General features: G+C 69.0%; 26 protein-coding genes. 15 read left to right on the top strand and 11 right to left on the bottom strand.

Annotation, left to right across the window (positions count from 1 at the left end; genetic code table 11):
* Positions 1–25: 25 nt before the first annotated feature.
* The 5 genes from ACQEVI_RS19845 to ACQEVI_RS19825 are packed head-to-tail and all read right to left on the bottom strand — an operon-like array spanning position 26 to position 5,112.
* On the bottom strand, positions 26–1,021 hold the full coding sequence (locus ACQEVI_RS19845; RefSeq protein WP_432901944.1) for an aldo/keto reductase: 996 nt from the start codon (positions 1,019–1,021) through the stop codon (positions 26–28).
* Complete coding sequence (locus ACQEVI_RS19840) at positions 1,018–1,881, bottom strand: amidohydrolase family protein (protein WP_432901942.1); 864 nt, start codon at positions 1,879–1,881, stop codon at positions 1,018–1,020. Before ACQEVI_RS19840 ends, ACQEVI_RS19845 begins: the two co-directional genes overlap by 4 nt.
* Positions 1,882–2,790 carry a carbohydrate ABC transporter permease gene (locus ACQEVI_RS19835; RefSeq protein WP_432901940.1) on the bottom strand — a complete coding sequence of 303 codons (909 nt, stop codon included), beginning with the start codon at positions 2,788–2,790 and terminating at the stop codon, positions 1,882–1,884.
* Positions 2,777–3,739 (bottom strand): carbohydrate ABC transporter permease, encoded by a 963-nt coding sequence (locus tag ACQEVI_RS19830; RefSeq protein WP_432901938.1) that lies wholly within the window; start codon positions 3,737–3,739, stop codon positions 2,777–2,779. Before ACQEVI_RS19830 ends, ACQEVI_RS19835 begins: the two co-directional genes overlap by 14 nt.
* Positions 3,736–5,112 carry an ABC transporter substrate-binding protein gene (locus tag ACQEVI_RS19825; protein ID WP_432901936.1) on the bottom strand — a complete coding sequence of 459 codons (1,377 nt, stop codon included), beginning with the start codon at positions 5,110–5,112 and terminating at the stop codon, positions 3,736–3,738. Before ACQEVI_RS19825 ends, ACQEVI_RS19830 begins: the two co-directional genes overlap by 4 nt.
* A 149-nt stretch (positions 5,113–5,261) precedes the next feature.
* On the opposite strand from ACQEVI_RS19825, the gene ACQEVI_RS19820 reads away from it, so the two are divergent.
* Genes ACQEVI_RS19820 through ACQEVI_RS19810 form a run of 3 tightly spaced genes read left to right on the top strand, consistent with a single transcriptional unit; the run spans position 5,262 to position 8,133 of the window.
* Positions 5,262–6,350 (top strand): C-terminal binding protein, encoded by a 1,089-nt coding sequence (locus ACQEVI_RS19820; RefSeq protein ID WP_432901934.1) that lies wholly within the window; start codon positions 5,262–5,264, stop codon positions 6,348–6,350.
* A complete protein-coding gene (locus tag ACQEVI_RS19815; protein ID WP_432901933.1) occupies positions 6,347–7,375 on the top strand; it encodes a zinc-dependent alcohol dehydrogenase in 1,029 nt (342 codons plus the stop codon). Before ACQEVI_RS19820 ends, ACQEVI_RS19815 begins: the two co-directional genes overlap by 4 nt.
* Positions 7,372–8,133, top strand: a complete 762-nt coding sequence (locus ACQEVI_RS19810; RefSeq protein ID WP_432901931.1) for a glucose 1-dehydrogenase — start codon at positions 7,372–7,374, stop codon at positions 8,131–8,133. The genes ACQEVI_RS19815 and ACQEVI_RS19810 overlap by 4 nt, the downstream gene beginning before the upstream one ends.
* Before the next feature lie 99 nt (positions 8,134–8,232).
* On the opposite strand, the gene ACQEVI_RS19805 is transcribed toward ACQEVI_RS19810, so the two are convergent.
* The 3 genes from ACQEVI_RS19805 to ACQEVI_RS19795 are packed head-to-tail and all read right to left on the bottom strand — an operon-like array spanning position 8,233 to position 11,316.
* Positions 8,233–9,102, bottom strand: a complete 870-nt coding sequence (locus ACQEVI_RS19805; protein WP_432901929.1) for a carbohydrate ABC transporter permease — start codon at positions 9,100–9,102, stop codon at positions 8,233–8,235.
* Positions 9,103–9,130: 28 nt separating this feature from the next.
* A complete protein-coding gene (locus tag ACQEVI_RS19800) occupies positions 9,131–10,069 on the bottom strand; it encodes a carbohydrate ABC transporter permease (RefSeq protein WP_432901927.1) in 939 nt (312 codons plus the stop codon).
* Positions 10,066–11,316: an ABC transporter substrate-binding protein gene (locus tag ACQEVI_RS19795; RefSeq protein ID WP_432901926.1), complete on the bottom strand. Its 1,251-nt coding sequence runs from the start codon at positions 11,314–11,316 to the stop codon at positions 10,066–10,068. Before ACQEVI_RS19795 ends, ACQEVI_RS19800 begins: the two co-directional genes overlap by 4 nt.
* A gap of 216 nt (positions 11,317–11,532) precedes the next feature.
* On the opposite strand from ACQEVI_RS19795, the gene ACQEVI_RS19790 reads away from it, so the two are divergent.
* Positions 11,533–12,600 carry a LacI family DNA-binding transcriptional regulator gene (locus tag ACQEVI_RS19790; protein WP_432901924.1) on the top strand — a complete coding sequence of 356 codons (1,068 nt, stop codon included), beginning with the start codon at positions 11,533–11,535 and terminating at the stop codon, positions 12,598–12,600.
* A gap of 537 nt (positions 12,601–13,137) precedes the next feature.
* On the opposite strand, the gene ACQEVI_RS19785 is transcribed toward ACQEVI_RS19790, so the two are convergent.
* The gene (locus ACQEVI_RS19785; RefSeq protein WP_432901922.1) at positions 13,138–13,383 is read right to left on the bottom strand and encodes a hypothetical protein; all 246 of its coding nucleotides are present in this window, start codon (positions 13,381–13,383) and stop codon (positions 13,138–13,140) included.
* A 324-nt stretch (positions 13,384–13,707) separates the two neighbouring features.
* Here ACQEVI_RS19785 and ACQEVI_RS19780 point away from each other — a divergent pair, with 324 nt between their 5' ends.
* Entirely contained in the window at positions 13,708–14,736 is a 1,029-nt protein-coding gene (locus ACQEVI_RS19780; protein ID WP_432901920.1) for a hypothetical protein, read from the top strand.
* Positions 14,737–14,777: 41 nt separating this feature from the next.
* On the opposite strand, the gene ACQEVI_RS19775 is transcribed toward ACQEVI_RS19780, so the two are convergent.
* Together ACQEVI_RS19775 and ACQEVI_RS19770 are read right to left on the bottom strand one after the other, a co-directional pair.
* Positions 14,778–15,575: a hypothetical protein gene (locus ACQEVI_RS19775; protein WP_432901918.1), complete on the bottom strand. Its 798-nt coding sequence runs from the start codon at positions 15,573–15,575 to the stop codon at positions 14,778–14,780.
* Entirely contained in the window at positions 15,572–16,393 is an 822-nt protein-coding gene (locus tag ACQEVI_RS19770; RefSeq protein WP_432901916.1) for a hypothetical protein, read from the bottom strand. The genes ACQEVI_RS19775 and ACQEVI_RS19770 overlap by 4 nt, the downstream gene beginning before the upstream one ends.
* 125 nt (positions 16,394–16,518) lie before the next feature.
* Between ACQEVI_RS19770 and ACQEVI_RS19765 the strand changes: the two genes are divergently transcribed.
* Genes ACQEVI_RS19765 through ACQEVI_RS19720 form a run of 10 tightly spaced genes read left to right on the top strand, consistent with a single transcriptional unit; the run spans position 16,519 to position 22,557 of the window.
* On the top strand, positions 16,519–16,977 hold the full coding sequence (locus ACQEVI_RS19765; RefSeq protein WP_432901914.1) for a plasmid replication, integration and excision activator: 459 nt from the start codon (positions 16,519–16,521) through the stop codon (positions 16,975–16,977).
* A 2-nt stretch (positions 16,978–16,979) separates the two neighbouring features.
* Positions 16,980–17,366 (top strand): hypothetical protein, encoded by a 387-nt coding sequence (locus ACQEVI_RS19760; RefSeq protein ID WP_432901912.1) that lies wholly within the window; start codon positions 16,980–16,982, stop codon positions 17,364–17,366.
* Positions 17,366–17,626 carry a hypothetical protein gene (locus ACQEVI_RS19755; RefSeq protein ID WP_432901910.1) on the top strand — a complete coding sequence of 87 codons (261 nt, stop codon included), beginning with the start codon at positions 17,366–17,368 and terminating at the stop codon, positions 17,624–17,626. Before ACQEVI_RS19760 ends, ACQEVI_RS19755 begins: the two co-directional genes overlap by 1 nt.
* Positions 17,626–17,871 (top strand): hypothetical protein, encoded by a 246-nt coding sequence (locus ACQEVI_RS19750; protein WP_432901908.1) that lies wholly within the window; start codon positions 17,626–17,628, stop codon positions 17,869–17,871. The genes ACQEVI_RS19755 and ACQEVI_RS19750 overlap by 1 nt, the downstream gene beginning before the upstream one ends.
* A complete protein-coding gene (locus ACQEVI_RS19745) occupies positions 17,871–18,113 on the top strand; it encodes a hypothetical protein (RefSeq protein WP_432901906.1) in 243 nt (80 codons plus the stop codon). Before ACQEVI_RS19750 ends, ACQEVI_RS19745 begins: the two co-directional genes overlap by 1 nt.
* Positions 18,113–18,358 carry a hypothetical protein gene (locus tag ACQEVI_RS19740; protein ID WP_432901904.1) on the top strand — a complete coding sequence of 82 codons (246 nt, stop codon included), beginning with the start codon at positions 18,113–18,115 and terminating at the stop codon, positions 18,356–18,358. Before ACQEVI_RS19745 ends, ACQEVI_RS19740 begins: the two co-directional genes overlap by 1 nt.
* Positions 18,355–20,037 (top strand): FtsK/SpoIIIE domain-containing protein, encoded by a 1,683-nt coding sequence (locus tag ACQEVI_RS19735; protein WP_432901902.1) that lies wholly within the window; start codon positions 18,355–18,357, stop codon positions 20,035–20,037. The genes ACQEVI_RS19740 and ACQEVI_RS19735 overlap by 4 nt, the downstream gene beginning before the upstream one ends.
* Positions 20,034–20,723 (top strand): DUF2637 domain-containing protein, encoded by a 690-nt coding sequence (locus ACQEVI_RS19730; protein WP_432901900.1) that lies wholly within the window; start codon positions 20,034–20,036, stop codon positions 20,721–20,723. Before ACQEVI_RS19735 ends, ACQEVI_RS19730 begins: the two co-directional genes overlap by 4 nt.
* Complete coding sequence (locus ACQEVI_RS19725; RefSeq protein ID WP_432901898.1) at positions 20,720–20,995, top strand: hypothetical protein; 276 nt, start codon at positions 20,720–20,722, stop codon at positions 20,993–20,995. Before ACQEVI_RS19730 ends, ACQEVI_RS19725 begins: the two co-directional genes overlap by 4 nt.
* Positions 20,992–22,557 carry a replication initiator gene (locus ACQEVI_RS19720; RefSeq protein WP_432901896.1) on the top strand — a complete coding sequence of 522 codons (1,566 nt, stop codon included), beginning with the start codon at positions 20,992–20,994 and terminating at the stop codon, positions 22,555–22,557. Before ACQEVI_RS19725 ends, ACQEVI_RS19720 begins: the two co-directional genes overlap by 4 nt.
* Positions 22,558–22,576 lie beyond the last annotated feature (19 nt).

Genomic DNA, 22,576 nt, shown 5'->3' with positions numbered 1-22,576 from the left:
CAGGCGCCTTCCTCAGCGCCTCACATCAGGGAAGTGCTACAGCTCCGGGATCCAGCAGGCCCGACTCCACCAGCTCCGACCAGAGCTCGGCCGGCACGCCCTCGTCGTGCCTGTCGAGGTTCGCGTCGATCTGCGCGGCGTCGCGCGCGCCGAGCGCCACCGCCGCGACGGCGGGGTGCAGCAGCGGCAGCTCGACGGCGGCGGCGGGCAACGTCGTCCCGTGCCGTTCGCACACCTCGGCGAGCCGGCGCGCACGCGCGAGCACGTCCGCCGGCGCCGGCCCGTACTCGTACCTGGCGTCGTCGGGGGGCCAGGGCCTGCTGAGCAGACCCGAGTTGAACACCGCGGCGACGACCACGGCGACGCCCCCGGCCCGAGCGGGCTCGAGCGCCGACCGCAACCCGCTCTGCTCGAGGAGCGTGTACCGCCCCGCCACCATCACGACGTCGGCGAGCCCGGGCGTGAACAGCCCCGGCACCTTGTGCGGAGCGTTGGTCCCCACGCCGACGGCGCGCACGACTCCCTCCGCACGCAGGTCGGCGAGGGCCTCGAGGGCCTGGCGGCCCGACTCCGGCGAGTGCTGGTCCGGGTCGTGGGCGTAGGCGATGTCGACGTGGTCCAGCCCGAGACGCTCCAGCGAGGCGTCGATCGACCGCCGCACGCCGTCGCGGCTGAAGTCCCACACGCGGTGCACGTCGCCGGGGACGAGGAAGCCGTCGTCGTCCAGTGGGGTCGGGCTGGGGTTCGGCTCGAGTCGCCGCCCCACCTTCGTCGAGACGACGAACTCCGCACGGGGACGGCCCTGCAGCGCGGCTCCCAGCCGGCGTTCCGACAGCCCGAGGCCGTAGTGCGGCGCCGTGTCGAAGTACCGGATGCCGCGCTCCCACGCGCGGTCGACCGTCGCCGTCGCGTCCTCGTCCGTCATGGCGCGGCCGAGGTTGCCGAGCGTCGCGGCCCCGAACCCGAGCTCGGTCAGCAGCAGTCCCGTGGCCCCGATCGGGCGCGATGGCAGGGGCGTCATCGCGAGAGTCCGTAGACCCGGGCGGTGTTCTGCCCGTCGACGGCCGCCTTGTCGGTCGCCGGGAGGTGGTCGGTGAGGTCCAGGTAGGCCTGCAGCCACGCCCCGTAGCCCCCTTCGAGCTCCGCGAGCGGCCAGTCCGAGCCGAACAGCAGGCGGCCGGGACCGAACGTGCGCAGCGCGTGGTCGATGACCGGACGCAGTCGTGCGGTGGTCCATCGGCCGGGCTCGTCCTCCGTCACCAGCCCCGACACCTTGGCGACGACATTCGGTTGCTCGGCGAGCAGGGCGAGATCCCGGGCCCAGTCGACGAGCTCCGTGCTCCGCAGCGGCACCTTCCCCAGGTGGTCCAGGACGAACGTCGTGCGCGGATGGTCGCGTACGACGTCGGCGGCCTGCGCCAGCTGGCGGTGTCCCACGAGGACGTCGAACGTGAGCCCGAGCGGAGCCAGCGCCTCCAGCCCGCGCCCGACGTCGTCGCGGGAGAGCCAACGCTCGTCGTCCTCCTCGAACGTGACGTGCCGGATCCCGACGAGCTTGTGGCCCCCTGGCCACGCCCGCAGCGTGGCGACCTGCGCGGGGACGTCACCGGCGAGGTCGACCCAGCCGACCACGCCGGCCACGGCGTCCAGCTCACGGGTGTCGGCCAGCAGGTCGACCGTCTCCTCGATCTCGTTGACGGCCTGGACCACGACGCAGCCACCGACACCGTTGCGGCCCAGCTCGTCCACCGCCGACTCCGGGGGGAAGTCCTTGTCGATGCCTGCCATCGTGTCGGGGTCGATCCAGGGCTGCGGGTGCTTCGCGCGCTCCCACACGTGCAGGTGGGCGTCCAGGATCTGTCTCGTGCGAGGTACCAACACCTACTCCTTTGTCCCGCCGGCCGTCAGGCCTGCGACGAGGAACCGCTGGGAGAACAGGAAGATCAGCAGCACCGGGGTGACGGAGACCAGGGTCGCCACCGCCAGCACCGGCAGCTCGATCGTGCTCATCCCCGCAGACGTCGGGTTGAAGGCCGGCACGTTGCTGAGCATCTCGGTGAGGCCCACCTGGATGGGTGCCGCCGGTCCGGGCACGGTCAGGAACGGCAGGAAGAAGTTGTTCCAGTTGGCCACGAAGCTGAAGAAGCCCACCAGCGCGATCACCGGGAGCGCGAGCGGCATCGCGATCCTGCGGAAGACGGCGACCTCCCCGCAGCCGTCGATCCGCGCGGCGTCGAGCAGGTCGCGCGGGACGCTCGTGGAGAAGTAGATGTACGTCAGGTACACCCCGAACGGATAGAACGAGAACGGCAGGATCGCGGCGAGCGGAGTCCCGATCAGGTTGACGGCGGAGAGCTCGAGGAAGATCGGGAGCACCAGCGCGGTGTTCGGGATCAGCATCACGACCAGGGTCGTCGTCAGGAGCACCTTCCGTCCGCGGAAGTCGCCGAGGGCGAGCGCGTAGCCGGCCGGGATCGTGGTCACCAGGGTGATCGCGAGGGCCGCCAGCGAGTAGTACGCGGAGTTCCCGAGCCAGCGCAGGATGATGCCGTCCTGGAAGTGGATCAGCGCGTTCCAGTTGGTGGCGAGGTCCCCGAGGGTTCCCGGTACGAACGGCCCTGTGGTGATCAGGTCGTGCGGCGACTTCCCGGAGGCGATCAGCAACCACACCATGGGCACGACGAAGAAGAGGAGGAAGAAGACCGTGACGACGACGGCGAACGCGCGGCCGAGCCAGTCCCTCGGACTGAGATCGTGGCGGGGGCGCGTGCTCGTGCTAATCGCGCTCAAAGAGGCCTCCTCGGATGACGAAGAACGTGCTCAGGCCGAGCGACACCACCAGCAGGATGACGGCGATGGCTGACGAGCCGTTGAGATCTTGCTGCTTGAACGCGTACAGGTAGGTGAGCTGGTTCAGCGACCAGTCCGAAGGCACGACCGCGTGGCTGGCCTGGGAGAGCACCCGCGGCTCCACGAACAGCTGCGCACCACCCGCCAGGGACATGACGGCCATGTAGGAGATCCACTTGCGCAGCATCGGCAGCTGGATGTGCAGTGCCGTCCGCACCACACCTGCCCCGTCCATGCGCGCGGCTTCCAGCACCTCGTTCGGGATGCTGTTGAGCGCGCCGTACATGACGACGATCCAGCCACCGGCCCCTGTCCAGAACGCGATGATCGCGAAGACGACCGGCAGGTTGCCCGGCGAGACCGTCTGGACGAACGTCTCGAACCCGAAGGCGCGCAGCACGGCCGATACCGGGCTCACGGAGGGGTTGAGCACGAACAACCACAGCACCACCGAGGACGCTCCGGCGAGCGCCCCCGGGATGTAGTAGACGAACCGGATGCTCGAGCTCAGCCAGCGCCGTCCGATGCCGTGGACCAGCAGCGCCAGGAGCGTGACGAGCACCAGCAGGGCGACCAGCCAGACCAGCAGGAAAGCGCCCACGTGGAGGACCGCCGGCCAGAACCTGAAGTCGCCCACCACTCGCGTGAAGTTCGCGATGCCGGCGAACCGCCCGTCACCGTCCAGGAACGCGATGAACACGGCGTACAGCGTGGGCAGCACCCCGAACGCGAGGGCGAACAGGGTATAGCCGGAGACGAAGACGTAGCTGACCCGCGACCACCGTCCGGTGACGGTTCTCCGCTTGCTCGTCGGGTGCCGTCGCCGGCCCCCGCGAAGGGAGCCGGGGGCGGCGTCGGTCAGCGAGTGCTGGGCTGATGACGTTGTCACTTGATCGCGTACCCGTTCACCTGGGCCTCGTTCTCGATGGCCGTCTGCCACTCCGGCAGGAGGTCGACGAGGCTCTCACCGGCCGCCAGCTTCGGCGTGACCGTCTTGGCCCAGACCGCCTCCTGGCTGAATCGCGGGTAGCCCCAGCCGTCCCAGATCTGGGCCGACGCGGTCGAGACGTTCTCCGCGAAGTCGCCGGCGAAGAAGCCGGCCTCGGCCTGCTTGGCGAGCCACTTGTCGGCCGTAGCCTGGTACGCCGGCAGCCCGGACGCCACCTCCACCTGCCAGCGGTCGTCGCTCGTGACGAACTCGAGGAACGTCTTGGCGGCCTCCAGGTTCGCGGAGTGCTGCGAGATGAACCACGTCCCGCCGCCGACGTTGCCGGCAACCGCGTCCTCGCCCTCCCACGCGAGAGGCAGCCCCGCGGCGATCGTGCCGGGCTCGGCATCGAGAGAGTCCGGGTTGCTGAAGAGCGCGCCCGAGTACCAGACGGGTCCGGGAAGCATCAGGACCTTGCCGGTGTACTTCTGCACGAACTCCGGGCTGAAGACGTTCTCCTGCGCGAGGACGCCCGCATCGAGCAGGTCGTCGATGATCGCCGCCATGTCCTGCGCGTACGGGTCGGACGTGTCGGAGCTGAGGGTGTTGGCGTCCACGACGGTGTTCACCGGAGCCTTGGCGCCCCAGAAGTAGATCTCCTCGGCGAACGCGTCACCGACACCACCGATGATGTACCCGGGGTGCTCGGCCGCGACCTTCTCACCGAGCTCCTGGTACTCCTCCCACGTCGTGGGCACCGTGTAGCCGAACTCGTCCATCAGGCTCTGGTCGTACCACGTCACGGTCGGTGCGAGGTCGTTGCGCAGGCCGTAGACCGTGCCGTCCACGGTGAGCGGCGCGAGGGCTCCCTCGGTGAACCCGTCCAGGAACGACTGCTCGAAGTAGCCCTCGTTGAGCGGCGCGGCAAAGGCCTTGTCCCCCTGGCTGGCCCAGGCCGCGTCGTTGTTCTGCGTCGAGAACACGACGTCGGGCCAACCGCTCCCGGCCTGGTTGAAGGCCTGGACCTTGGTCTGGAACGAGCCCGACCCGTCAGCCCCGCCGTCGTACGTCTCCACGGTGATCGGGATCTCGGGATAGGCAGCCTTGAAGGCGTCCGCGGCCGGCTGCCGTGAGGCGTCGACCCAGACGGTGATGGGCGCGTCGGCCTCCTGCTCGACGATCGGGAACCCGTACCGCGCGTCCGGTTCCTCGGCCGTCGAGGCACCCGGAGTGCAGGCAGCCAGGGCGAGCATCGATGCGCCGAGCACCGTGGCCAGCGCGACCGACCTCGTGGGGATACTCGTCAACCGCGCGCGAGTGTGCGGTGTTGTCATGGCTCTGTTCCTTCTTCCTCGGAGAAACACTCAGCACCGCACTGGCGGCGCCTCATCGAAGTAGATCATACATGTGACGTTTACTCCAAGTCCCGTTATCCTTCGGAGGTAGCGCGACGCTGCGCCACCCGATCGCCCAGGAGGCACCAGTGCCCAGAACTGAACATCCCCGCGTCGAGAACGCGGATCGCCCCATTCCCGGCTCCGTTCCGGGTACGAGCGCGCGGCCGCAGACGCCGACGGGCGTGGAGGTGCTCGTGCCGGGGGCACCGGGCGCACCGGTGGTGCTGATCACCGAGTGCGACCACGACACCTTCGACGCGGAGATCGCCGTCGCACGGCAGGCCGGGGTGGAGCTGCGGCTGGCGCAGGCACGCACGCCGGAGGAGCTCGTCACCGCGGCCGCCGGTGCCGCCGGCCTGGTGGTGCAGTACGCCGAGATCAGCGCTGCGGTGCTGGACGCCCTGCCGGGGCTCCAGGTGGTCTCCCGGTACGGGGTGGGAGTCGACTCGGTCGATGTCGCCGCGGCCGCCGCGCGGGGCGTCACGGTGTGCAACGTGCCCGACTACGGCACGGAGGCCGTCTCCGACCACGCGATCGCGCTGGCGCTGACCGCGTCCCGGGGCGTCGCCCGGCTGGACCGCGGTGTCCGGGTGGGGCGGTTCGACCTTCAGGCGGTACGGCCGGTGGGCCAGGTCCGCGGATCGGTGTTCGGCGTCGTCGGCGTGGGTCGCATCGGACACGCGACGGCGCTCAAGGCACGCGGGCTGGGGTACGAGGTGCTCGGGTTCGACGTGCTCGCGCCCGACGCCGACGGCGAGCTGCACGGCGTGCCCGTTGCACCCCTCGACGAGGTGCTGCGCCGGGCCGACGTCGTGTCGCTGCACACCCCGCTGACGGCGGCGACCCACCACCTGGTCGGGCGCCGGGAGCTGGCTCTGATGAAGCCCACTGCTGTCCTGGTCAACACCAGCCGCGGCGGCGTCGTCGACACCGACGCCCTCGTCGCCGCACTGGGCGAGGGCCGCCTGCGGGCGGCCGGGATCGACGTCCACGAGGAGGAGCCCGTACCGGTGGGGCATCCCCTGACCCGGCTCGAGAACGTGACGCTCACGCCCCACCTGGCCTGGTACACGGAGGAGTCCTACACCGAGCTCAAGCGCCGCACCGTCGAGAACGCCGTGGAGGCGATCGCCGGGCGGGTGCCCCGCAACGTGGTGACGGAGGAGGCGCGATGACGACGTCGATGCAGGCCGCAACATGGCAGGGACCGGACACGATCACGGTCGAGCAGGTCCCCGTACCCGAGGTGCCCGCCGGATGGGCGCTGGTCAAGGTCGAGTACACGGGCATCTGCGGCACCGACCTGTCGATCCTGCACGGTACCCACCCGCGCGCACAGGCAGGGATCGTGCCGGGGCACGAGATCGTGGGCGTCGTCGCCCACGGCGGGACCACGGGGCTCGCCGTGGGCGACCGGGTGGTGGCCGAGCCCCTCATCTCCTGCGGGCGCTGCTTGGCGTGCCGCTCGGGCAGCACGCACGTGTGCCGCGACCTCGAGCTGTACGGCATCGACGCGCCCGGCTCGCTGGCCGACTACGTAGCGCTGCCTGCCTCGGCGCTGCACGTCGTCCCGGCGGGTGTGCCGGCGCGGCTGGCCGCGCTGGTCGAGCCGCTGGCCGTGGCGGTGCACGCCGTGGCCCGCTCGGGCCTGCGGGCGGGTGACACCGTGGCGGTGCTCGGCGGCGGCCCGATCGGGGTGCTGACCGCGCTCGTCGCGACGCACGCCGGCGCCGGGCGCGTGGTCGTCGGCGAGCCGCGCACCTGGCGGCGGGAGGTCATCGCCGGGCTGGGCCTCGACGTGGTGCCGGACGGCGTGGACGCCGCCGCCCACCTCGCCTCCCTGACGGCCGGCGAGGGCGCCGACGTCACGTTCGACACCGCGGGGCACCCCGCGGTGGCCGCTCAGCTGCCCGGCGTGTCCCGCGTGCTGGGCAGCATCGTGATCGTGGGCGTGCACAAGCAGCCCGCTCCCGTCGACCTGCAGGCGATCTGCTTCAAGGAGCAGACGCTCGTGGGGGTGCGCGTGTACACCCACGAGGACGTCGCACAGGCGGTGCGCCTGGTCGCGTCGGGAGAGCTCGGGCTCGAGCGGCTCCCCGTCGCCGAGTTCGCGCTGGAGGACGTGGCCGCGGCGTTCGAGTCCGCGGCGGCGGGACAGGACAACCTCAAGGTGCTGGTGCGTTCGGGCGGTGCACTGTGAGCGGCGCGGCACCGTTCTCGCTGGCCGGGCGGACCGCCGTCGTGACAGGCGGCGGACGCGGCCTGGGCGCCGGCATCACCGCCGCGCTGCTGGAGGCCGGAGCGGACGTCGTCGTGCTGGCCCGCCGCGACCTGCCGCAGGACCTGACGGAGACGGCCGAGGCCCTGGGACGCACGATCGAGCTGGTGTCCGTCGACCTGGCCGACCGCGCCGCCGTCGACGAGGCGGCCGACGACGTGCTGGCCCGCCACCAGGTCGACGTGCTGGTCAACAACGCCGGTGTGCAGGACCGGTTTCCCGCGGCCGAGTTCCCGCTCGACGCGTTCGACCGGGTGCTCGACGTCAACCTGCGCGCGGTGTTCCAGCTCGCACAGCGGTTCGGGCGCCCGATGCTGGAGCGCGGGGACGGCGCGATCGTCAACCTCGCCTCGCTGCTCAGTTTCCAGGGTGGCCTGAACGTTCCCGCCTACGCCGCGTCGAAGGGTGCGGTGGCGCAGCTGACCAAGGCCCTGGCCAACGAGTGGGCCGGGCGAGGAGTGCGCGTCAACGCGGTGGCGCCGGGCTACATGGCCACCGAGATGAACGAGGCCCTGCTCGCGGACCCGGTGCGGCTCGAGCAGCTCTCGGCCCGGATCCCCGCCGGACGGTGGGGCACACCGGCGGACATCGGGAACGTCGTGGTGTTCCTCGCCTCGGCCGCCGCCGGGTACGTGCACGGGCAGGTGCTCGCTGTCGACGGTGGGTGGCTGGGACGCTGACCGCCTGGCTCCGCGGCGGGCGGGGTGCCAAACCAGGACGCTCGGCTGGGGTTTCCCGGCCGAGCGTCCTGCGTGGGCCGTGGAGCTGCCGCTCAGGGCTCAGCGCCCGCCGAAGGCACCCGCGCCGATCGCGGCCACCAGCTGCCTCTGGGCGACGGCGACCACGATCACCACGGGAGCGATCGTCATCACGCAGGCCGCCATCAGCAGCTCCCACTGCGTTCCGGTCTGGGTCGTGAACCCGGCGATCCCGATGGGGATCGTCCACTTGTCGGAGCTGTTGAGGATGATCAGCGGCCACAGGAAGCTGTTCCAGCTGCCAAGGAAGGAGAAGATCGCCAGCACCGACAGGGCCGGTCGCACCAGCGGAACGACGACGCTGATCAGGAGGCGCCACGTGGAGGCTCCGTCGAGCCGGGCGGCCTCCTCCAGCTCCCCCGGGATCTGGAGCATGAACTGCCGGAGCAGAAACGCCCCGAAGGCCCCGAAGAGGCCAGGGATGATGAGCGCGAACCAGGTGTCGGCGAGCCTGGCCTGGTCGAAACCGAGGAACAGCGGCACGACGGCGACCTCGCTCGGCAGCGTCAACGTGATGACGAACAGCACGAAGATCGCGCTCCGCCCGGGGAATCGCAGCCTCGCGAACGCGAACGCGGTCAAGGTCGCGACGACCAGGGTGAGCACGGTCGAGATCGCGGCCACTACCAGGCTGTTGAGGAGCAGGCGTCCGAAGTCGACCTCGGTCCACGCATCCGAGAAGTTGGACCAGAGGACTTTCGAACCGATGAAGCTGATCTGGGCGCCGAACACCTCGTTCCCCGGCTTCAGCGCCGTGAAGAAGGTCCAGATCAGCGGGAACGAGAACACGAGCGCGAACAGCCACGCGACCGTCGTGTTGGCGGCGAACCCGACGGTGCGCAACCGGCGACGCCAGTTCGGTCCCGGCTTCCGCGGAGCTTGTTCAGTCATCGGCTCAGTCATCGGAGCGGTCGTCGGCTCAGTCATAGTGGACCCACCTCCTCTGTCCCCACAGCTGGAACAGCGTGAAGATTGCGATGATCACGAAGAGCACGGTGGCGATGGCCGACGCATAGCCGAGCTCGTTGTTCGTGAAGGCGGTCTGATAGAGGTACATCATGATCGTCATCGTGCTGTTGCCCGGGCCTCCGCCCGTGATCACGTAGACCTGGGCGAAGGTCTGCCAGGCGCCGATCACGGTCAGCACCGTCGTGAAGAACAGGGCGGGGCTGACCAGCGGCAGCGTGATCGAGACCAGGCGCCGGAACCGGCCGGCGCCGTCGATCCGTGATGCCGCGATGACGTCGGGGCTGATCGAGTCGAGGCCCGCGCCGAGCACGATCATGTTGTAGCCGAACGACTGCCAGACCGACACGGCTATCACGACGGCCAGCGCCCAGTTGCCGTCGCTGAACCAGGGAATCGGCCCCAGCCCGATCGCCGCCAGAGCCTGGTTGACGACGCCGTCCTGCTGGAAGAGCAACCGGAAGACCGCGGCGTTCGCCACCAGGGGTGACAGGGCCGGGATCAGGAAGATCACACGGAGCCAGTTGCGGCCTGCGATGCGGGTCTTCAGCCACATCGCCATCGCCATCGAGATCGCGATGTTCGCCGGGACGTACACGAGCACGAAGACGGCCGTCACCATGATGCTGTTGAGGAACTGCGGGTCCCGCAGCAGCCGGGCGTAGTTCTCCGTGCCCGTGAACCGGGTGCCTCCCAGCAGGGTCGAGTCGGCGAATCCGAGGATCAGCGAGGCGACCTGCGGCAGGACGATGAACACCACGAGCCCGACGAGGCCGGGGAGGACGAAGGCCCACCCCACCCATCGGGGACCCCGGAGGGGCCGACGGCGAGGTCTGCCGACGGCCCCGACGGCGGCCCCTTCCTCCGCACGGTCCAGACGCACGAACGTCATTGCGCGAGGCCGGCCTTCACCTGCTGCAGCACTTCCTCGACCGTGCTCTTGCCGGAGAAGGCGTCCACCTCGTACTGCGTCAGGAGCGTGTCGAGCTCGGCCTGGTTGGGCGGCACGGGCGAGGGCGTCGCGTCACCGGTCATCTGCTCGATGACCGAGGCGAACTCCGGTGATCCGGCATTGGTGGACCAGGCGTCCAGCGCGTCGAGCCGCGCCGGCACGGAGGCCTGCGACGTGGTCACGAACTCGAGCCCGCTCTTGCTCGTCATCGCCTCGATGGCCTCGAATGCCTTCTGCTTGTCGCCACAGGTCTTCGTGATGGCGAAGCCCGATCCGCCGATGAACCCCTTGGAGGCGCCGCTCTTGCTCGGGATGACGGCGATGCCGACGTTGTCCTTGCCGAGAGACTCCTGCGCGTGCTGCAGATCCCACAGCCCCTGCATCTCCATGGCCGCCTGGCCCGTGTTGAATGCGTCGATGTCGGGGAAGGTCCCGCCGGCGGCCGCCTCGAGCGGCTTCGCGACCTTGTGCTTGTTGGACAGGTCGACGAGCAGCTGCAGCGCGTCGTGGAAGTTCGGGTCGTCGATCAGCGGACCGTTCTCGTCCGCCCAGGGGTGACCGTCGGCCGCCATGAGGGTGGCGATGGGGTTCGACGCCTGGGGGATCGCGAAGCCGTACACGCCGTCCTTCGTGGTCGCCTTCGCTGCCGCGATGAAGTCGTCGGTCGTCCAGTCGTTGGTGGGTTCGGCCACGCCGGCGTCCTTGAACATCTGCCTGTTGTAGAGAATCACCGTGGGCCCGGCGTTGAACGGGATGGAGTAGAGCTTGCCGTCGACACTGAGCTGCTCGAGCATCGCCGAGCTGTACGCCGACAGGTCGAGGCTGTTCTCCTGCACCAGGTCGTCCAGCGGCTCCAGCCCTTCCACGTACTGGTTGACCCGGCCGTTCTGGAACGTGACCAGGCAGGGCGCGCTGTTGCTCCGCATCACAGTGGGCAGCTTGGTGTAGTAGTCGCCGATCGGCGGCCCGGAGAAGCTCACCTTCATCTCCGGGTCGGCGTGCACTCCCCCGGCGATGTAGTCGCTCCACTGCTGCTTGTCGGCCTCGCCGCCGATCCACGTGTACATCTCGAGGGTGTCGCCGTCGAGGCCCGAGGTTCCACCACCGTCTCGTGAACATGCAGCGAGACCGAGGACGAGCGCCCCCGCGACCACTACCGAGACGCCGAGGCGTCCCCGGCTCCTCATGCCTTTCAACCGTGACTTCATCGAACTCCTCCTCGAGTCGGGCGAAACGCTACGGCTGCGCTACACGGCCACTCTGCCGAAATAGTTTCGCAACTATGCGCTGCGCGTCGAGACTATAGGAGCCCTCACGGCCATGCAAGAGTCCGCCACTGCACCAATAAGTCAGGTATCGTGCGAGCATGGCTGCGAAACTATTTCGAACAGGGTGGGGCGCGCATGACTGATCGTTCAACGACCCGGCGGACCACCCTGGCGGATGTCGCAGCCGCCAGCGGGGTGTCGAAGGCCACCGTCTCCAAGGTGCTCAACGGACGTGACGACGTCGGGGGCGCGACCCGGGAGCGTGTGCTCGGCGCCGTCGCCGAGCTCGACTACCGGCCGACGACCTCGCACGTACCGACCACGACCCGGCGTGCCATCGCCGTCGTCTACGACATCCCCGCATCGCCCTACATCCTCGGTGTCCTTCAAGGGGTACTGACGGAGGCGTCAGACGGGCAGCTGGACATGCTCACCCGGCTCGCCCCTGAGCGCGAGGTACGGACGCAGCGCACGGTGGCCCGCGAGTGGGTCGCCGAGCAGCACGCCGCCGGTGTCACGGGGATCGTCGGGCTCACACTGGCCAGACCAGGTGCACTGATCGACGCGGCAGCCGATGCCGGCATCCCGTTCGCCATGGTCGACCCCGTCGACACCAACCACCAAGGCATGGTCAGTGTCAGCTCGTCCAACTGGACCGGTGCACGCACGGCCGCGGCCCACCTCATCGCGCTCGGTCACCGACGCATCGGGTGGATCGGCGGCCCCGAGCTCTCCGAGGCCGCACGCGACCGCTTCTACGGCTTCACCGCGGCGCTGGACGCCGCAGGACTCGAGGTCGACCCCGAGCTGGTCCGCGCTGACGAGTTCGACGTCGCCACAGGTGCCGGGCACGCGCACGACCTCCTGTCGGCGCTGGACCCACCGACCGCGATCATGGCAGCCGACGACGAGCTCGCCGTCGGCGTGCTGGCGGCCGCGCACGCGCTCGGGATCCGGGTCCCCGAGGACCTGAGCGTCACCGGGTTCGACGACACGCCCCAGGCGTCCTGGACGACACCGCCACTGACGACCGTTCACCAGGACCTCGACGGCATGGGACGGATGGCGGTCCAAGCCATCATGGCGATGTCGACCGGCAAGCCGCCGACGTCCCGGCACGTCGAGCTGGCCACCTCGTTGACCGTGCGCAACAGCACCGGCACAGCGCCAGCCAGGGCCGAGTCCGCCGAGGCTCCCCGGTAGGCTCCGCCGGCCGACGAGGACGACGAAGCCCACCAGCACCAATGTGTATCAGTGCTGGTGGGCGGGGGTCGGGCTGACTGGATTCGAACCAGCGACCCTCTGCTCCCAAAGGCGAGGGGTACTGCTCGAACGGCTAGATTCTGCGGTTCCATTCGCCCGAAAACCCCGAGTAAGTGGGTTCCGAGCGGCCTTCGCGGGGCTTTTGGTGGGGAACCAGGTGGGGAGCTGCACGGTGTCGCCCACTCCCCTGCGGGCTTGTGACCCCACCATGCTCCTGCTTCGGGGTCCCTGTTCCTCCGTCATCCGTTGGCGCGGGGCACGTCTCGGACATCGGTTCTGCCGGCAGTGCAACAGGTCCCGCCCGTCGTGGTCTGGTGCGGTGGTGCTGGGTGTCGGCGGGACCTGTTGCACTGCCGGCGGGTTCGGTGTCAGGGTCCCGGTCAAGCCAATGGATGACGGAGGAACAGGGACACCGCGGTCCCTCGATCCTCTTGATTCCCGGGTGCCCGCCGGAGGCACGTTGGGCTGGGCCGAGACCTAGCCTCGGGTCGGTCGTGGGTCGACCGCCTTCGCCAGGGCACGAACTACCGTGCTGGTCGTGAGCGGACCGCTGTCCTGCTCCAGTTCGGCCGCGAGGCTTTGCAGGAAGACCTCCGCTGTGAAGTCGCTCCAGGTCGCGGGGTTGTCGTATGCCGAGTCGCGGAGGTCCCACAGGGCGTCCACGAGCTGTTCGTTCGTTTGAGCCGTAGCAAGGTCACGTAGTCCGGCGCCGAGTGCGTCCACACCGCGAATCGTAGGCGGGTCCCGAGCCTGGCCGGGGCCCGCTTCGTCGTTCTTCGAGTTCGGCCCGCTGGGTGGGGTGCGGTGGGGTGCGCGGAGGCGCGAAGCGCCGCAGCGCGGGGCCCCATCGCGGGGCCCCGCCCGGGCGGGCCGGACGCGCGGCGCAGCCGCGCCTTGAGCCAGTAAAGAAAGTCCTCACGGTGCCCTGCGATGTTGAAGCGATCGGGTGAAGTGTCGGGTGAACAACGGAAGACGCTTGCGCCCGACCACCAGCCGGGGCAAGAGTCTCGTGACAGTCCGTGCACATCTCAGAAGAAGGGAGGGTCCATGGGGCTGCTGTCAGCGATCCTGCCCGGCGTTCGGGACTTCCGAACTCCGTTCGTCACCGGTGTGCTTTGGGTCTTCGTGGGCGCACTAGTTCTCCACCAGACTTACTCTGGAAATTTTCCGCAATATGCTGGAGTCCGAGCCGTGTCAGCCGTACTGGCGCCCTTACCCGATGGTGTCGCATGGGCACTGCTCGGCGGAATCGCCTATGTCGTCGGATCTGTCGCCGAAGGATTTGCTAGAAGGTTCGAGACTAGTAACGTTCGGGAACGCCTGTTAGAAGGCTTAGTAGCCAAAACCGGGTCATCGTGGTCCTATCGCCTTCACGCCTTTCTCAACATCCCGGGAGATGAGTCTCACCAACTAGTAATCAGTGCCGTCAATGATCGCCTTGCGAATCTGCCGTCCGTTGTCAGAGGCCTCGTCTCGCAGATGATCATGAACGAGTTCCACCTCACTGCCCACGCCCTCCATTCAAGCAAGCCCGAGCAATACCAACACTACGACCGCCTTCGTTCGGAGTATGAGTTGCGGAACGGAATATGGCCTCCAATTCTCATCCTTACCATTGTGTGCAGCACGCTCGTCCCTTGGCCTGAGTCAGGCTTGATCGCTCTCGGTGGTGGCACCGCAGTTGTGGTCCTGGCGGCACAAGCGGTCGATCGAAGGAGAGAGGCGAACGTATACATCGCTCAGAGCATCTACTCCGGCTGGGCGAGGCCTCCGCTTTTCGCCAGCCTTACATCTGCCATGGCAGAGCATAGGACTATCAATGACCTCGATTACGTGGATCGCGTCATTTGGTTGCTCGAATTTTTTGCCGCGCGTGACATGAGTGATCGCCTGGGTCAGACAATTTCGAAACTGCGACACCCCAGCCGTTCGTCGTTGCAAGGCGAAGATGGAGATCGGCTGATGGAAGCCCTGGCCTATTATTCCCATTTGGGCGAGGGGTATGAGCCCCGATGGGGGAATCGAAGCCAGCAGTCAGACGGGCCTCCGAGCACTCCCGAGTCGGAGCAAGAATAGTGAAGTGAACTCAGGCCACTACACGGAAGGTGCCTGGCCGATCAGAATTCGACAACGACGAATGTCTTGTCGTCGTGGAGTTTGGCCCGAGGCCAGCGCCGCCCGTCGGGGTCGGTGGTCTCAGCGTCGTGGATGCGCCTGAGCGTTGCGCCCGCGCCGTCGCAGCGAGCCTCGTTGTAGAGGTCCCGCCAGGTCGTAGCGTCAGGGTGGCGCGCCGGGTCGACACCATCGCTTGCGAGCACGAACGCTGAAACTCCCGCTCGGCCCTCAGTTGTCGTGATCCCGTGGCGTGCGGCTTCTGGTTGGGCTCCGGCTATCCAGTAGCCACCAGGCCGGTTGCAGCGTCGGGCCTGCTCGGCTTGCAGGTCGAGCAGTAAGGCACGGTGGTCGTCGTCGTATCCGTGCCCGACCGCCAGGCGCTTCCGGTATGCGGCCCGTTCGTCGGCGGCGACGGTGTCCAGGCGGTCATCGGTGTGCACGGCCTCGGTGCCGTCCGCGTAGAGAACGACGCCGTAGCTGTCGCCCAGCATGTACGTCTCGACGGTGTCGTCCGACCATCGGGCCAGAGCGATGGTGCTGGTGGGTGTGGTGTCCCGGGTCAGTCCGTGGGCGTCGCACACGGCGCGTATCGCTTCCTCGACAGCGCCCGCGAGGGAGCCGCCTTGTGGCACCGTCTTCTCGATGGCGTCCGCGAGCTGTTCCGCGTACCAGCCTGGGTCATGGGACCGGTCTCCGGCTACGGAGGTCGCACCGTCGAGCACAGCGGCGAACCTGTCTCCAGTGACGTAGCGGTCTTGGTTTCGGGATGCTCCGGCAAGAGTGGCAGCGTATGTCTTCACGAGTGAACCTTCGGCCCCCATAGCGCTTCGGTCTCGGTCACGGTCAGGTCGTCGAAGGTGCTCGCGACGACGAGCGAGAACGGCTGTTCCTTCACGACGCCGAACAGGTCATCGAGGTTGCGTCGGAGGTACTCCACTGCCCCGATCGATCCGAGGGCGTGCACACCTGCGACGACGAGCACCTGTCGGTTGTTGCGGACGAGGCGCGCCACGTAGGCAATGTCTCGCGTCTTGTCACCGACGTCATACGGCGACACGAACACGCTACCGGTCTGACGATCCGTGATGACCCATCGGCCCTCGACATCCGGCTCGAAGGACAGGTAGGGATCGGACTCGATCGCCTGGGCCGTGACGTGAGACGACTTGGGGCCACAGATCGCTACGGCGTCGGCGGGCGGCTCCCACGCGCCGCTGGGCGGGATCTCGAAGGAGCGGGGCTGGTGCCCGAGGAGTACCAGCAGTTCCGCCATCGCATCTGCTGCTGCTTGGTCTTCGCTGGCGATGACACCCCGTGGGCGCTCGTCGAGCGCACGCCGAGGTATCGCGACCGTGACGGGTCCGACGCCGAAGAACGCGCGGGCCACTGGCGGGGCGCTCTTTCGGATCTGCGTGATTCGGCCCTTGGTGACGCCACTTGCCTTCGCAATATCGGTGTAGGAGCGACCGTCGGCGTACGCACGATCGATCGCGGTCCTGCGCAGGCGGGCGAGCTCGGCGCTTCGGTTCTTGTAGACGTCGATGAGTTCGGTGGCGCGTTGCGCCTGACGGAGGGGGTCTTTCTCCGCCCTGATCTGCTCGAACTCGTCGGTATCCATAGTTCCTGAGTTTAGACCCCTTGACGGGACGGGCGATCGGGCATACCTTCGTGTTTAGACCCCTCAACTTCGAAGGGTTACCTAGCGGGCCTGGTGTTTAGGCCCCTCAACACAGGGAGACAGACATGGCGATGCAGCGACGGTTCGCGGTGAACCACTCGGACGTGTTCCCGGCGGGTGTGGAGATGAAGGGTGAGGTCCAGCCGGTGGCGGACTTCAACGCTCCGAAGCGTGAGGACGGGTCGCGTCCGCAGCAGCTCGACAAGGAGACGGGCCTGCCGCTGTGGCAGGTGGTGGTGACCGACCGTGACGAGGAGGCGGGCAAGAACGAGGCGGGCGTGTCGGTGAAGATCGCCGCCCGGGTGCAGCCGGTGCCGCCGTCGCCGGTGGAGGTGACGGTGCCGGGGATGGGCACGATGACGATGCGGTTCATCGAGTTCGTCGGCCTGACGGCGCTGCCGTACGTGGACGACAACGGCAACCGGCCGCGTCTGGCGTGGTCGTACAAGGCCGATGACATCTGCGCCCCGGGCAAGGCCGACGTGCCCTCCCCGGCCCGCCCGGACGCCGGTAAGGCGGCTTGATCATGACGACCCATGACACCCCGGGGGCGGGCGCTTCGGTTCCCGCCCCCTCGATGGGGGCCGTGCTGAGGGTCGCCGCTTTCGTGGCCGATCTGACCGGGGACAACCGGGTCCAGGGCGTCAACGTCTACAGCCTGGGGCACCTGTACGTGACCGTGCCCGACCCGATGCAGGCGTCGGACCTCGCCGACCGGCTGGACCTGACCGGGCCGACCGACGTGCCCGCTACGGGTGACGGTGAGGCCACCGGCCGAGGTGCACACACCTACTGGGAGGGCTCCCTGGACGGGGTGACGGTCCAGGTGGCTTCCGATCTGCGTCTGGGTGCGCTGCCCGCGCTGCGCCCGTGGGGCTGGTCCGCCCCGGCCGACCTGCAGGCGGTGGCCTGATGTCCCGGGCGGCGGCGCTGGCCGTTGCGGCTGACTACCTGTTTCAGGCCGTCAACGCCCTGGACAGCGCAGCGCAGACCCTCGACCGCGTTGGGGCACTGGGTGCCGCTGACCAGGTCCGGGGTCTGCACGAGGGCACCAAGCCCTTGCAGCAGGAAATTCGCCGCGCAGCCAACACCGCGCACCGGGTGGAACGGCCCGAGTTCTACGACGAGTCCGGCCAGTGGGTCGGCCGACAGGACCAGAAAGGGAAGATCTGATGGCACTGGATGAAACGACCCGGGCGGTCAACCGGCGTGCGGTCGATGCGCTGGACGAGGCCGCCTACCGGCTGCGTGAAGCGAACGCCGATGTGGGCCTGGCGCTCGTGCCGCTGGAGGCGCTGAGCCGGTACACCAACGCCCACGACCCGGCCCTGGAAGAGCTGCGGGCCGTGGCTGCCCGTATCCGTGCGGCGCGTGAGGACGTGTCCCGCCGCCTGGCTGCTGAGACCGAGGGCCAGTGATGTTCGAGCTGATCAGGCGAGACAAGCGCCGAGTCCTGGAGCCGGAGGACGTCCACCACTTCGAGTCCGGCTACCGGCACATGAACACCGCCGACGAGGCCATGCAAGCGGCTGCCGGGCAGGTCGGAGAACTCGACCACGACCTGGGCGACCGCGCCCGCGAACTGAGCCGCCAGGTTCACACGCTCCTCATCGATTTCCGCACCGCGTTCAAGCGGGCCGAGCAGGAAGGACAGCACTGATGTTCAACCGACGAATCAGCAAGAAGGACTACCCGGAACTTCTCAACGGGATGGGCAACGACCTGGAGACCGCCCGGGTCATGGTCGCGCGGATGCAGGACTGGGTCACCGAGACCGGTCTGGATCAGGACCTGGCTCAGGCCCTGGGCGGTGCCGTTGCGGCGGTCAAGGACGCGCACGAGGCCGCCCACACCGCCTGGCGCAGGGTCAACGACGAGATCGAGAAGGAGGGACGGGACCGATGAACGCCACGACGACGCCGAACACGGGCCTGCGTGCTCGTCTGGATGAGCGAGTCTCCTCGGCTCGTGCCACGGTCCGCGCCTCCACCGTGGGGCGCAACGACCGGATGGGCAAGGTCTGGCGGGTCGCCGCGTGGATCGTCTACCGCGACTGGATGTTCACCCGGGCACTGACCGTGTGGGCCGTCAAGCACTGGATGCCGACGGTGTTCGGCGTCGTCGTCTCGGTTGGCTGGTGGGGCATCCTCACCCTGGCCGAGGTCCCCGGGGACCGGATCACTGGCCCGCTCCTGGCGCTGCTGGTGTTCTGGTCCCCGGGCCTCGCGGTCGGCCTGTTCGCGATGATCGCCCCGGCCCGCTACCGGCGTCGGGTGCACGCGAACAAGGTCGCCGCGTACTGGCCCGAGGTCGCCCGCTCCTGCAGCCTCTACCGCACCGAGCCGGACGGCACCGTGACCATCTCCCGGCTGCGGCACGTCGCCCACCAGCCCGGCGCGGTCGTGCTGCGGATCGAGACGTTCCCCGGCCAGACCCCCGACACCCTGCACCGCGCCGCCCCCGCGATCGCGTCGGCCTACCGGGCGCACGGGTTCGAGGTCACCCCGGTCAAGCCCGGCGTCCTCGACCTCGCCCTGTTCACGACCTACCGCATCGCGCCGGTCACCGCCCGCATGCCCGTCCCCGAGGGCGCCAACCCGGATGCCCTGCCCGTGGGCCTGGCTCGTACGGGTCATGTCGCGGAAATGGTCGTGCGGGGCCGTCACACCCTCGTCGTGGGTGCGACCGGCGCGGGCAAGGGGTCGGTCCTGTGGTCGGTCATCGGTGGTCTCGCCCCCGCGATCCACGACGGCACCGTGTGCGCCTGGGGTCTGGACCTCAAGGGCGGCGTCGAGCTGGAGATGGGCCGGTCCCTGTTCGGCCGCGTCGCCTACACCGCCGAAGACGCCATCGAAGTCCTACGTGCCCTCATGCGGGTGATCGACCGCCGCAAGGAGAACATGCGCGGGGTCTCCCGCCTCCACGTCCCGACGGCCGCTGATCCGCTGCACGTCCTGATGATCGACGAGCTCGCCGACCTGATGGCCTACAGCGACTTCGAGACCCGCCGCGAGGCCGACCGCCTCATGTCCAAGATCCTCACCCAGGGCCGCGCCCTCGGAGTCGTGGTCGTCTCCTGCGTGCAGAACCCCCGACAGGAAGCCGTCGGGCAGCGCAACCTCTACTCCCAGAAGATCGCCCTCCGCCTGGACTCCGACGTCGAGTCAGACATGGTCCTCGGCCCCGCCGCGCTCCAGGCACCCGCTCACGAGATCTCCCGCTCAGACCCCGGCACCGGGTACCTGGTCCGCGAGGACGGCGCACCCGTCATGGTCCGGTTCACCTACTGGCCCGACGACCTCATCCGCGAGACCGCCACCCGGTACGCCGCACCCGCCTTCCACTCCGCGCCGGAGCCCCGCCACGGGCAGGACGCCGTCAACGCCTGGGCCAAAGCCTCCGGCCACCTCGCCCTCGTCGACACCACCACCGTCACGAACGACAACGAGCCGAGCAAGACCAGCAACGACGACGACGCTCCGGCCCCGCGTCAGCGCAAGCCACGCGCTCCCCGCAAGCCCCGCGCACCTCGTGCGCCCCGCCCGGCCCCTGCGGCCGAATCCACTGAGGAGGTCCAGTCATGAACCGCCCCACCACTGCACGGCCTGCCGTGCGGATCGCGGCCGACTCCCGGCCCGTCCTGGTCTTCACCGTCGTCCTGACCGTCGCCGTCGCTCTCGCGTCGTTCGCCCTGTCGTTCGCGTCGCTGCGGGATGCGGCGCTGTGGGGCAAGGTCCCGGAGTCCCTGGCGTTCCTCGTCCCCGTTGTCATCGACGCCTCGGTGCTCGTCTACGGCCTGGTGGCGCTGGTGCTGCGGGCCCGGGGGTCGTCGTCGGCGTGGGCCTGGACCCTGATGCTCGGCTTCACCGTCGTGTCTATCGGCGCGAACGCCGCGCACGCCTACGACGTGGGGCCGGAGCTGCGCACGATCGTCGGCGTTGTCCTGGTGGCGCTGGCTCCGCTGTCGGTGCTGACCTCGACCCACGCGCTGGCGTCCCTCGTGGTCGCTCACACGCCCGTCGTCGAGCCGGAGCCGGTCCCAGTCGCTGAGCCCATCACTGCCGCCGAGCCTGCTCCGGCTGCTATCGAGTCGGCTGCTCCCGTCGACGTGACGCCGGAGCCGGTTCCGGACCCGGTTCCCGTGCCGGCCGAATTGGAACGCTCCCCCGTCGCTGCTGCTCCGGTCGCTCGGCGTCCGCGTCTGGGCCGTGTCCGGCCGGTCACTCAGGATGCCCTGGACCTGCCCGGCCTGGTGGGGGCCGACGCATGATCGCCGCCCCGGACTCCCTGCGTGGTGCCGCCTGCGCCCGCCCGGAAAACCAGGACCTGCCCTGGACTCAGCCCCCCTCACCTCTTGCCGTGGCGCTCATGGCCCGGGTGTGCGCCTCCTGCCCGGTCCTGGCTACCTGCGCCCTCGAAGTCGCCACCACGACGACCACCGCGGGGTTCTGGGCAGGCAGGGACCGCACCGTCTGGCTGGATGACGAGCTGGTGCCGGTGCAGGACACCCTGCCTGGGCTCGAACTCGGCTCGGCAGCATGACCACCGCTCCGACGTTCTCCGGGTTCGGGGATCACGCACCATTGGAGGTCGGTCCCGGTGCCCTGGGGTTCGCTACCCAGTCGGCCCGGGGCCGGTCCTTCCGCTCCGCCCTCGAAGCCTTCTCCGAGACCGCTGCCGCCGTCGGGTACTGCTCGCACCCGATCAAGCTCAACGGCTCATCCATGACCGTGGACACCACCACCGGTGAAGTCATCTCCGAGTTCCACTCGGCCGATTCCCCCATGGGGCAGCTCTACCGGCCCTGCGGCAACCGGCGTGCCGACATCTGCCCGGCCTGCTCCCGCGTCTACGCCCGGGACACGTTCGCGATGATCCGCTCCGGCCTCCTCGGTGGCAAGACCGTGCCCGAGTCGGTGGCTGAGGCTCCGCTGGTGTTCGCCACCCTGACCGCGCCCTCGTTCGGCCACGTCCACGGCATCCGGAAGAAGGACGGGCACAAGACCGGTGGCAGGTGCCGCCCCTTCGACCGCAACAAGGTCTGCAAGCACGGCCGCTCAATGTCCTGCATGCGCGTCCACCTCGAGAACGAACCAGTCGTGGGTGCTCCGCTGTGCTGGGACTGCTACGACTGGGACTCCGCCGTCGTGTGGCAATGGCACGCCCCGGAGCTCTGGCGCCGGTTCACGATCGCTCTGCGCCGTGCACTGGCCGCACACCTCGGCCTCACGGACACAGAGCTCAAGTCCGTGGTCTCGGTGCAGTACGCCAAGGTGGCCGAGTACCAGGCGCGCGGCTCGGTCCACTTCCACGCCCTGATCCGCCTGGACGGCCCGGACGGTCCCGGGTCGATGGCTCCGGTGGACGGGGACACGCTGGAAGACCTGATCACCTCTGCCGCGCTGGGTGTGGAGTACGTAGCTGTTCCGGTCGATGGTGCCGACGTGCCGCGCAAACTGGCCTTCGGGGTCCAGGTTGATACGCGGATCGTGAGCACTGGCCTACCGGGCAGCGTCGCCGACGAGGCACGTTCCTCCGACACCCTGTCCCCGGAACAGGTCGCGGGGTATCTGGCGAAGTACGCCACGAAGTCCACGGACGTGGACCCGGCCGCTCCCCGGCCGCACCTGTCCCGGCTGACCCGGCAGTGCCGCCGCCTTGCCGACCGTGCCGCTACCGCCTGCCGCCTCCCGGGCTATGAGCCAGAAGAGGACGAGGACGGGTGCGTGTGCGGGGAGTGCATCAACTCGCCGTACCGGCTGCTGGCCAAGTGGGCGCACATGCTCGGCTTCCGGGGTCACTTCTCCAGCAAGTCACGCCGCTACTCCGTCACCCTCGGTCGCCTCCGGACCGCCCGGGCCAGGTTCGCCCGTCTGGCCGCTGAAGCTGCGCGATCGGGTGAGCCGCTGGACGTGGCCGACCTGGAACGCCGCCTGCTGGCCGACGACGAAGAAACGACGCTCGTCGTAGACGGCTCGTGGACCTACGCGGGAACTGGCTGGGCCACCAACGGTGAGAAGGAGCTCGCCGAGGCTGCGGCAGCTCGTGCCCGCGAATACGCGCAGTGGAAGGCAGGACAGAAGAACCCGGCCCGCGCGGCCTGACAAACGACTTGGTGGATGT

This window comes from Promicromonospora sp. CA-289599 (assembly GCF_050936155.1).
Taxonomy (GTDB): Bacteria; Actinomycetota; Actinomycetes; order Actinomycetales; family Cellulomonadaceae; genus Promicromonospora.
Note: the sequence above shows the minus strand (reverse complement) of the source record. Positions and strands in the feature narration are given on the sequence as shown.

What these genes read in the sequence shown, in the direction of transcription:
- ACQEVI_RS19845 (WP_432901944.1), bottom strand. Translation starts at nt 1,021, where the DNA reads ATGACGCCCCTGCCATCGCGCCCGATCGGGGCCACGGGACTGCTGCTG.
- ACQEVI_RS19825 (WP_432901936.1), bottom strand. Translation starts at nt 5,112, where the DNA reads ATGACAACACCGCACACTCGCGCGCGGTTGACGAGTATCCCCACGAGG.
- ACQEVI_RS19815 (WP_432901933.1), top strand. Translation starts at nt 6,347, where the DNA reads ATGACGACGTCGATGCAGGCCGCAACATGGCAGGGACCGGACACGATC.
- ACQEVI_RS19805 (WP_432901929.1), bottom strand. Translation starts at nt 9,102, where the DNA reads ATGACTGAACAAGCTCCGCGGAAGCCGGGACCGAACTGGCGTCGCCGG.
- ACQEVI_RS19800 (WP_432901927.1), bottom strand. Translation starts at nt 10,069, where the DNA reads ATGACGTTCGTGCGTCTGGACCGTGCGGAGGAAGGGGCCGCCGTCGGG.
- ACQEVI_RS19795 (WP_432901926.1), bottom strand. Translation starts at nt 11,316, where the DNA reads ATGAGGAGCCGGGGACGCCTCGGCGTCTCGGTAGTGGTCGCGGGGGCG.
- ACQEVI_RS19790 (WP_432901924.1), top strand. Translation starts at nt 11,533, where the DNA reads ATGACTGATCGTTCAACGACCCGGCGGACCACCCTGGCGGATGTCGCA.
- ACQEVI_RS19780 (WP_432901920.1), top strand. Translation starts at nt 13,708, where the DNA reads ATGGGGCTGCTGTCAGCGATCCTGCCCGGCGTTCGGGACTTCCGAACT.
- ACQEVI_RS19770 (WP_432901916.1), bottom strand. Translation starts at nt 16,393, where the DNA reads ATGGATACCGACGAGTTCGAGCAGATCAGGGCGGAGAAAGACCCCCTC.
- ACQEVI_RS19765 (WP_432901914.1), top strand. Translation starts at nt 16,519, where the DNA reads ATGGCGATGCAGCGACGGTTCGCGGTGAACCACTCGGACGTGTTCCCG.
- ACQEVI_RS19760 (WP_432901912.1), top strand. Translation starts at nt 16,980, where the DNA reads ATGACGACCCATGACACCCCGGGGGCGGGCGCTTCGGTTCCCGCCCCC.
- ACQEVI_RS19755 (WP_432901910.1), top strand. Translation starts at nt 17,366, where the DNA reads ATGTCCCGGGCGGCGGCGCTGGCCGTTGCGGCTGACTACCTGTTTCAG.
- ACQEVI_RS19750 (WP_432901908.1), top strand. Translation starts at nt 17,626, where the DNA reads ATGGCACTGGATGAAACGACCCGGGCGGTCAACCGGCGTGCGGTCGAT.
- ACQEVI_RS19745 (WP_432901906.1), top strand. Translation starts at nt 17,871, where the DNA reads ATGTTCGAGCTGATCAGGCGAGACAAGCGCCGAGTCCTGGAGCCGGAG.
- ACQEVI_RS19740 (WP_432901904.1), top strand. Translation starts at nt 18,113, where the DNA reads ATGTTCAACCGACGAATCAGCAAGAAGGACTACCCGGAACTTCTCAAC.
- ACQEVI_RS19735 (WP_432901902.1), top strand. Translation starts at nt 18,355, where the DNA reads ATGAACGCCACGACGACGCCGAACACGGGCCTGCGTGCTCGTCTGGAT.
- ACQEVI_RS19730 (WP_432901900.1), top strand. Translation starts at nt 20,034, where the DNA reads ATGAACCGCCCCACCACTGCACGGCCTGCCGTGCGGATCGCGGCCGAC.
- ACQEVI_RS19725 (WP_432901898.1), top strand. Translation starts at nt 20,720, where the DNA reads ATGATCGCCGCCCCGGACTCCCTGCGTGGTGCCGCCTGCGCCCGCCCG.
- ACQEVI_RS19720 (WP_432901896.1), top strand. Translation starts at nt 20,992, where the DNA reads ATGACCACCGCTCCGACGTTCTCCGGGTTCGGGGATCACGCACCATTG.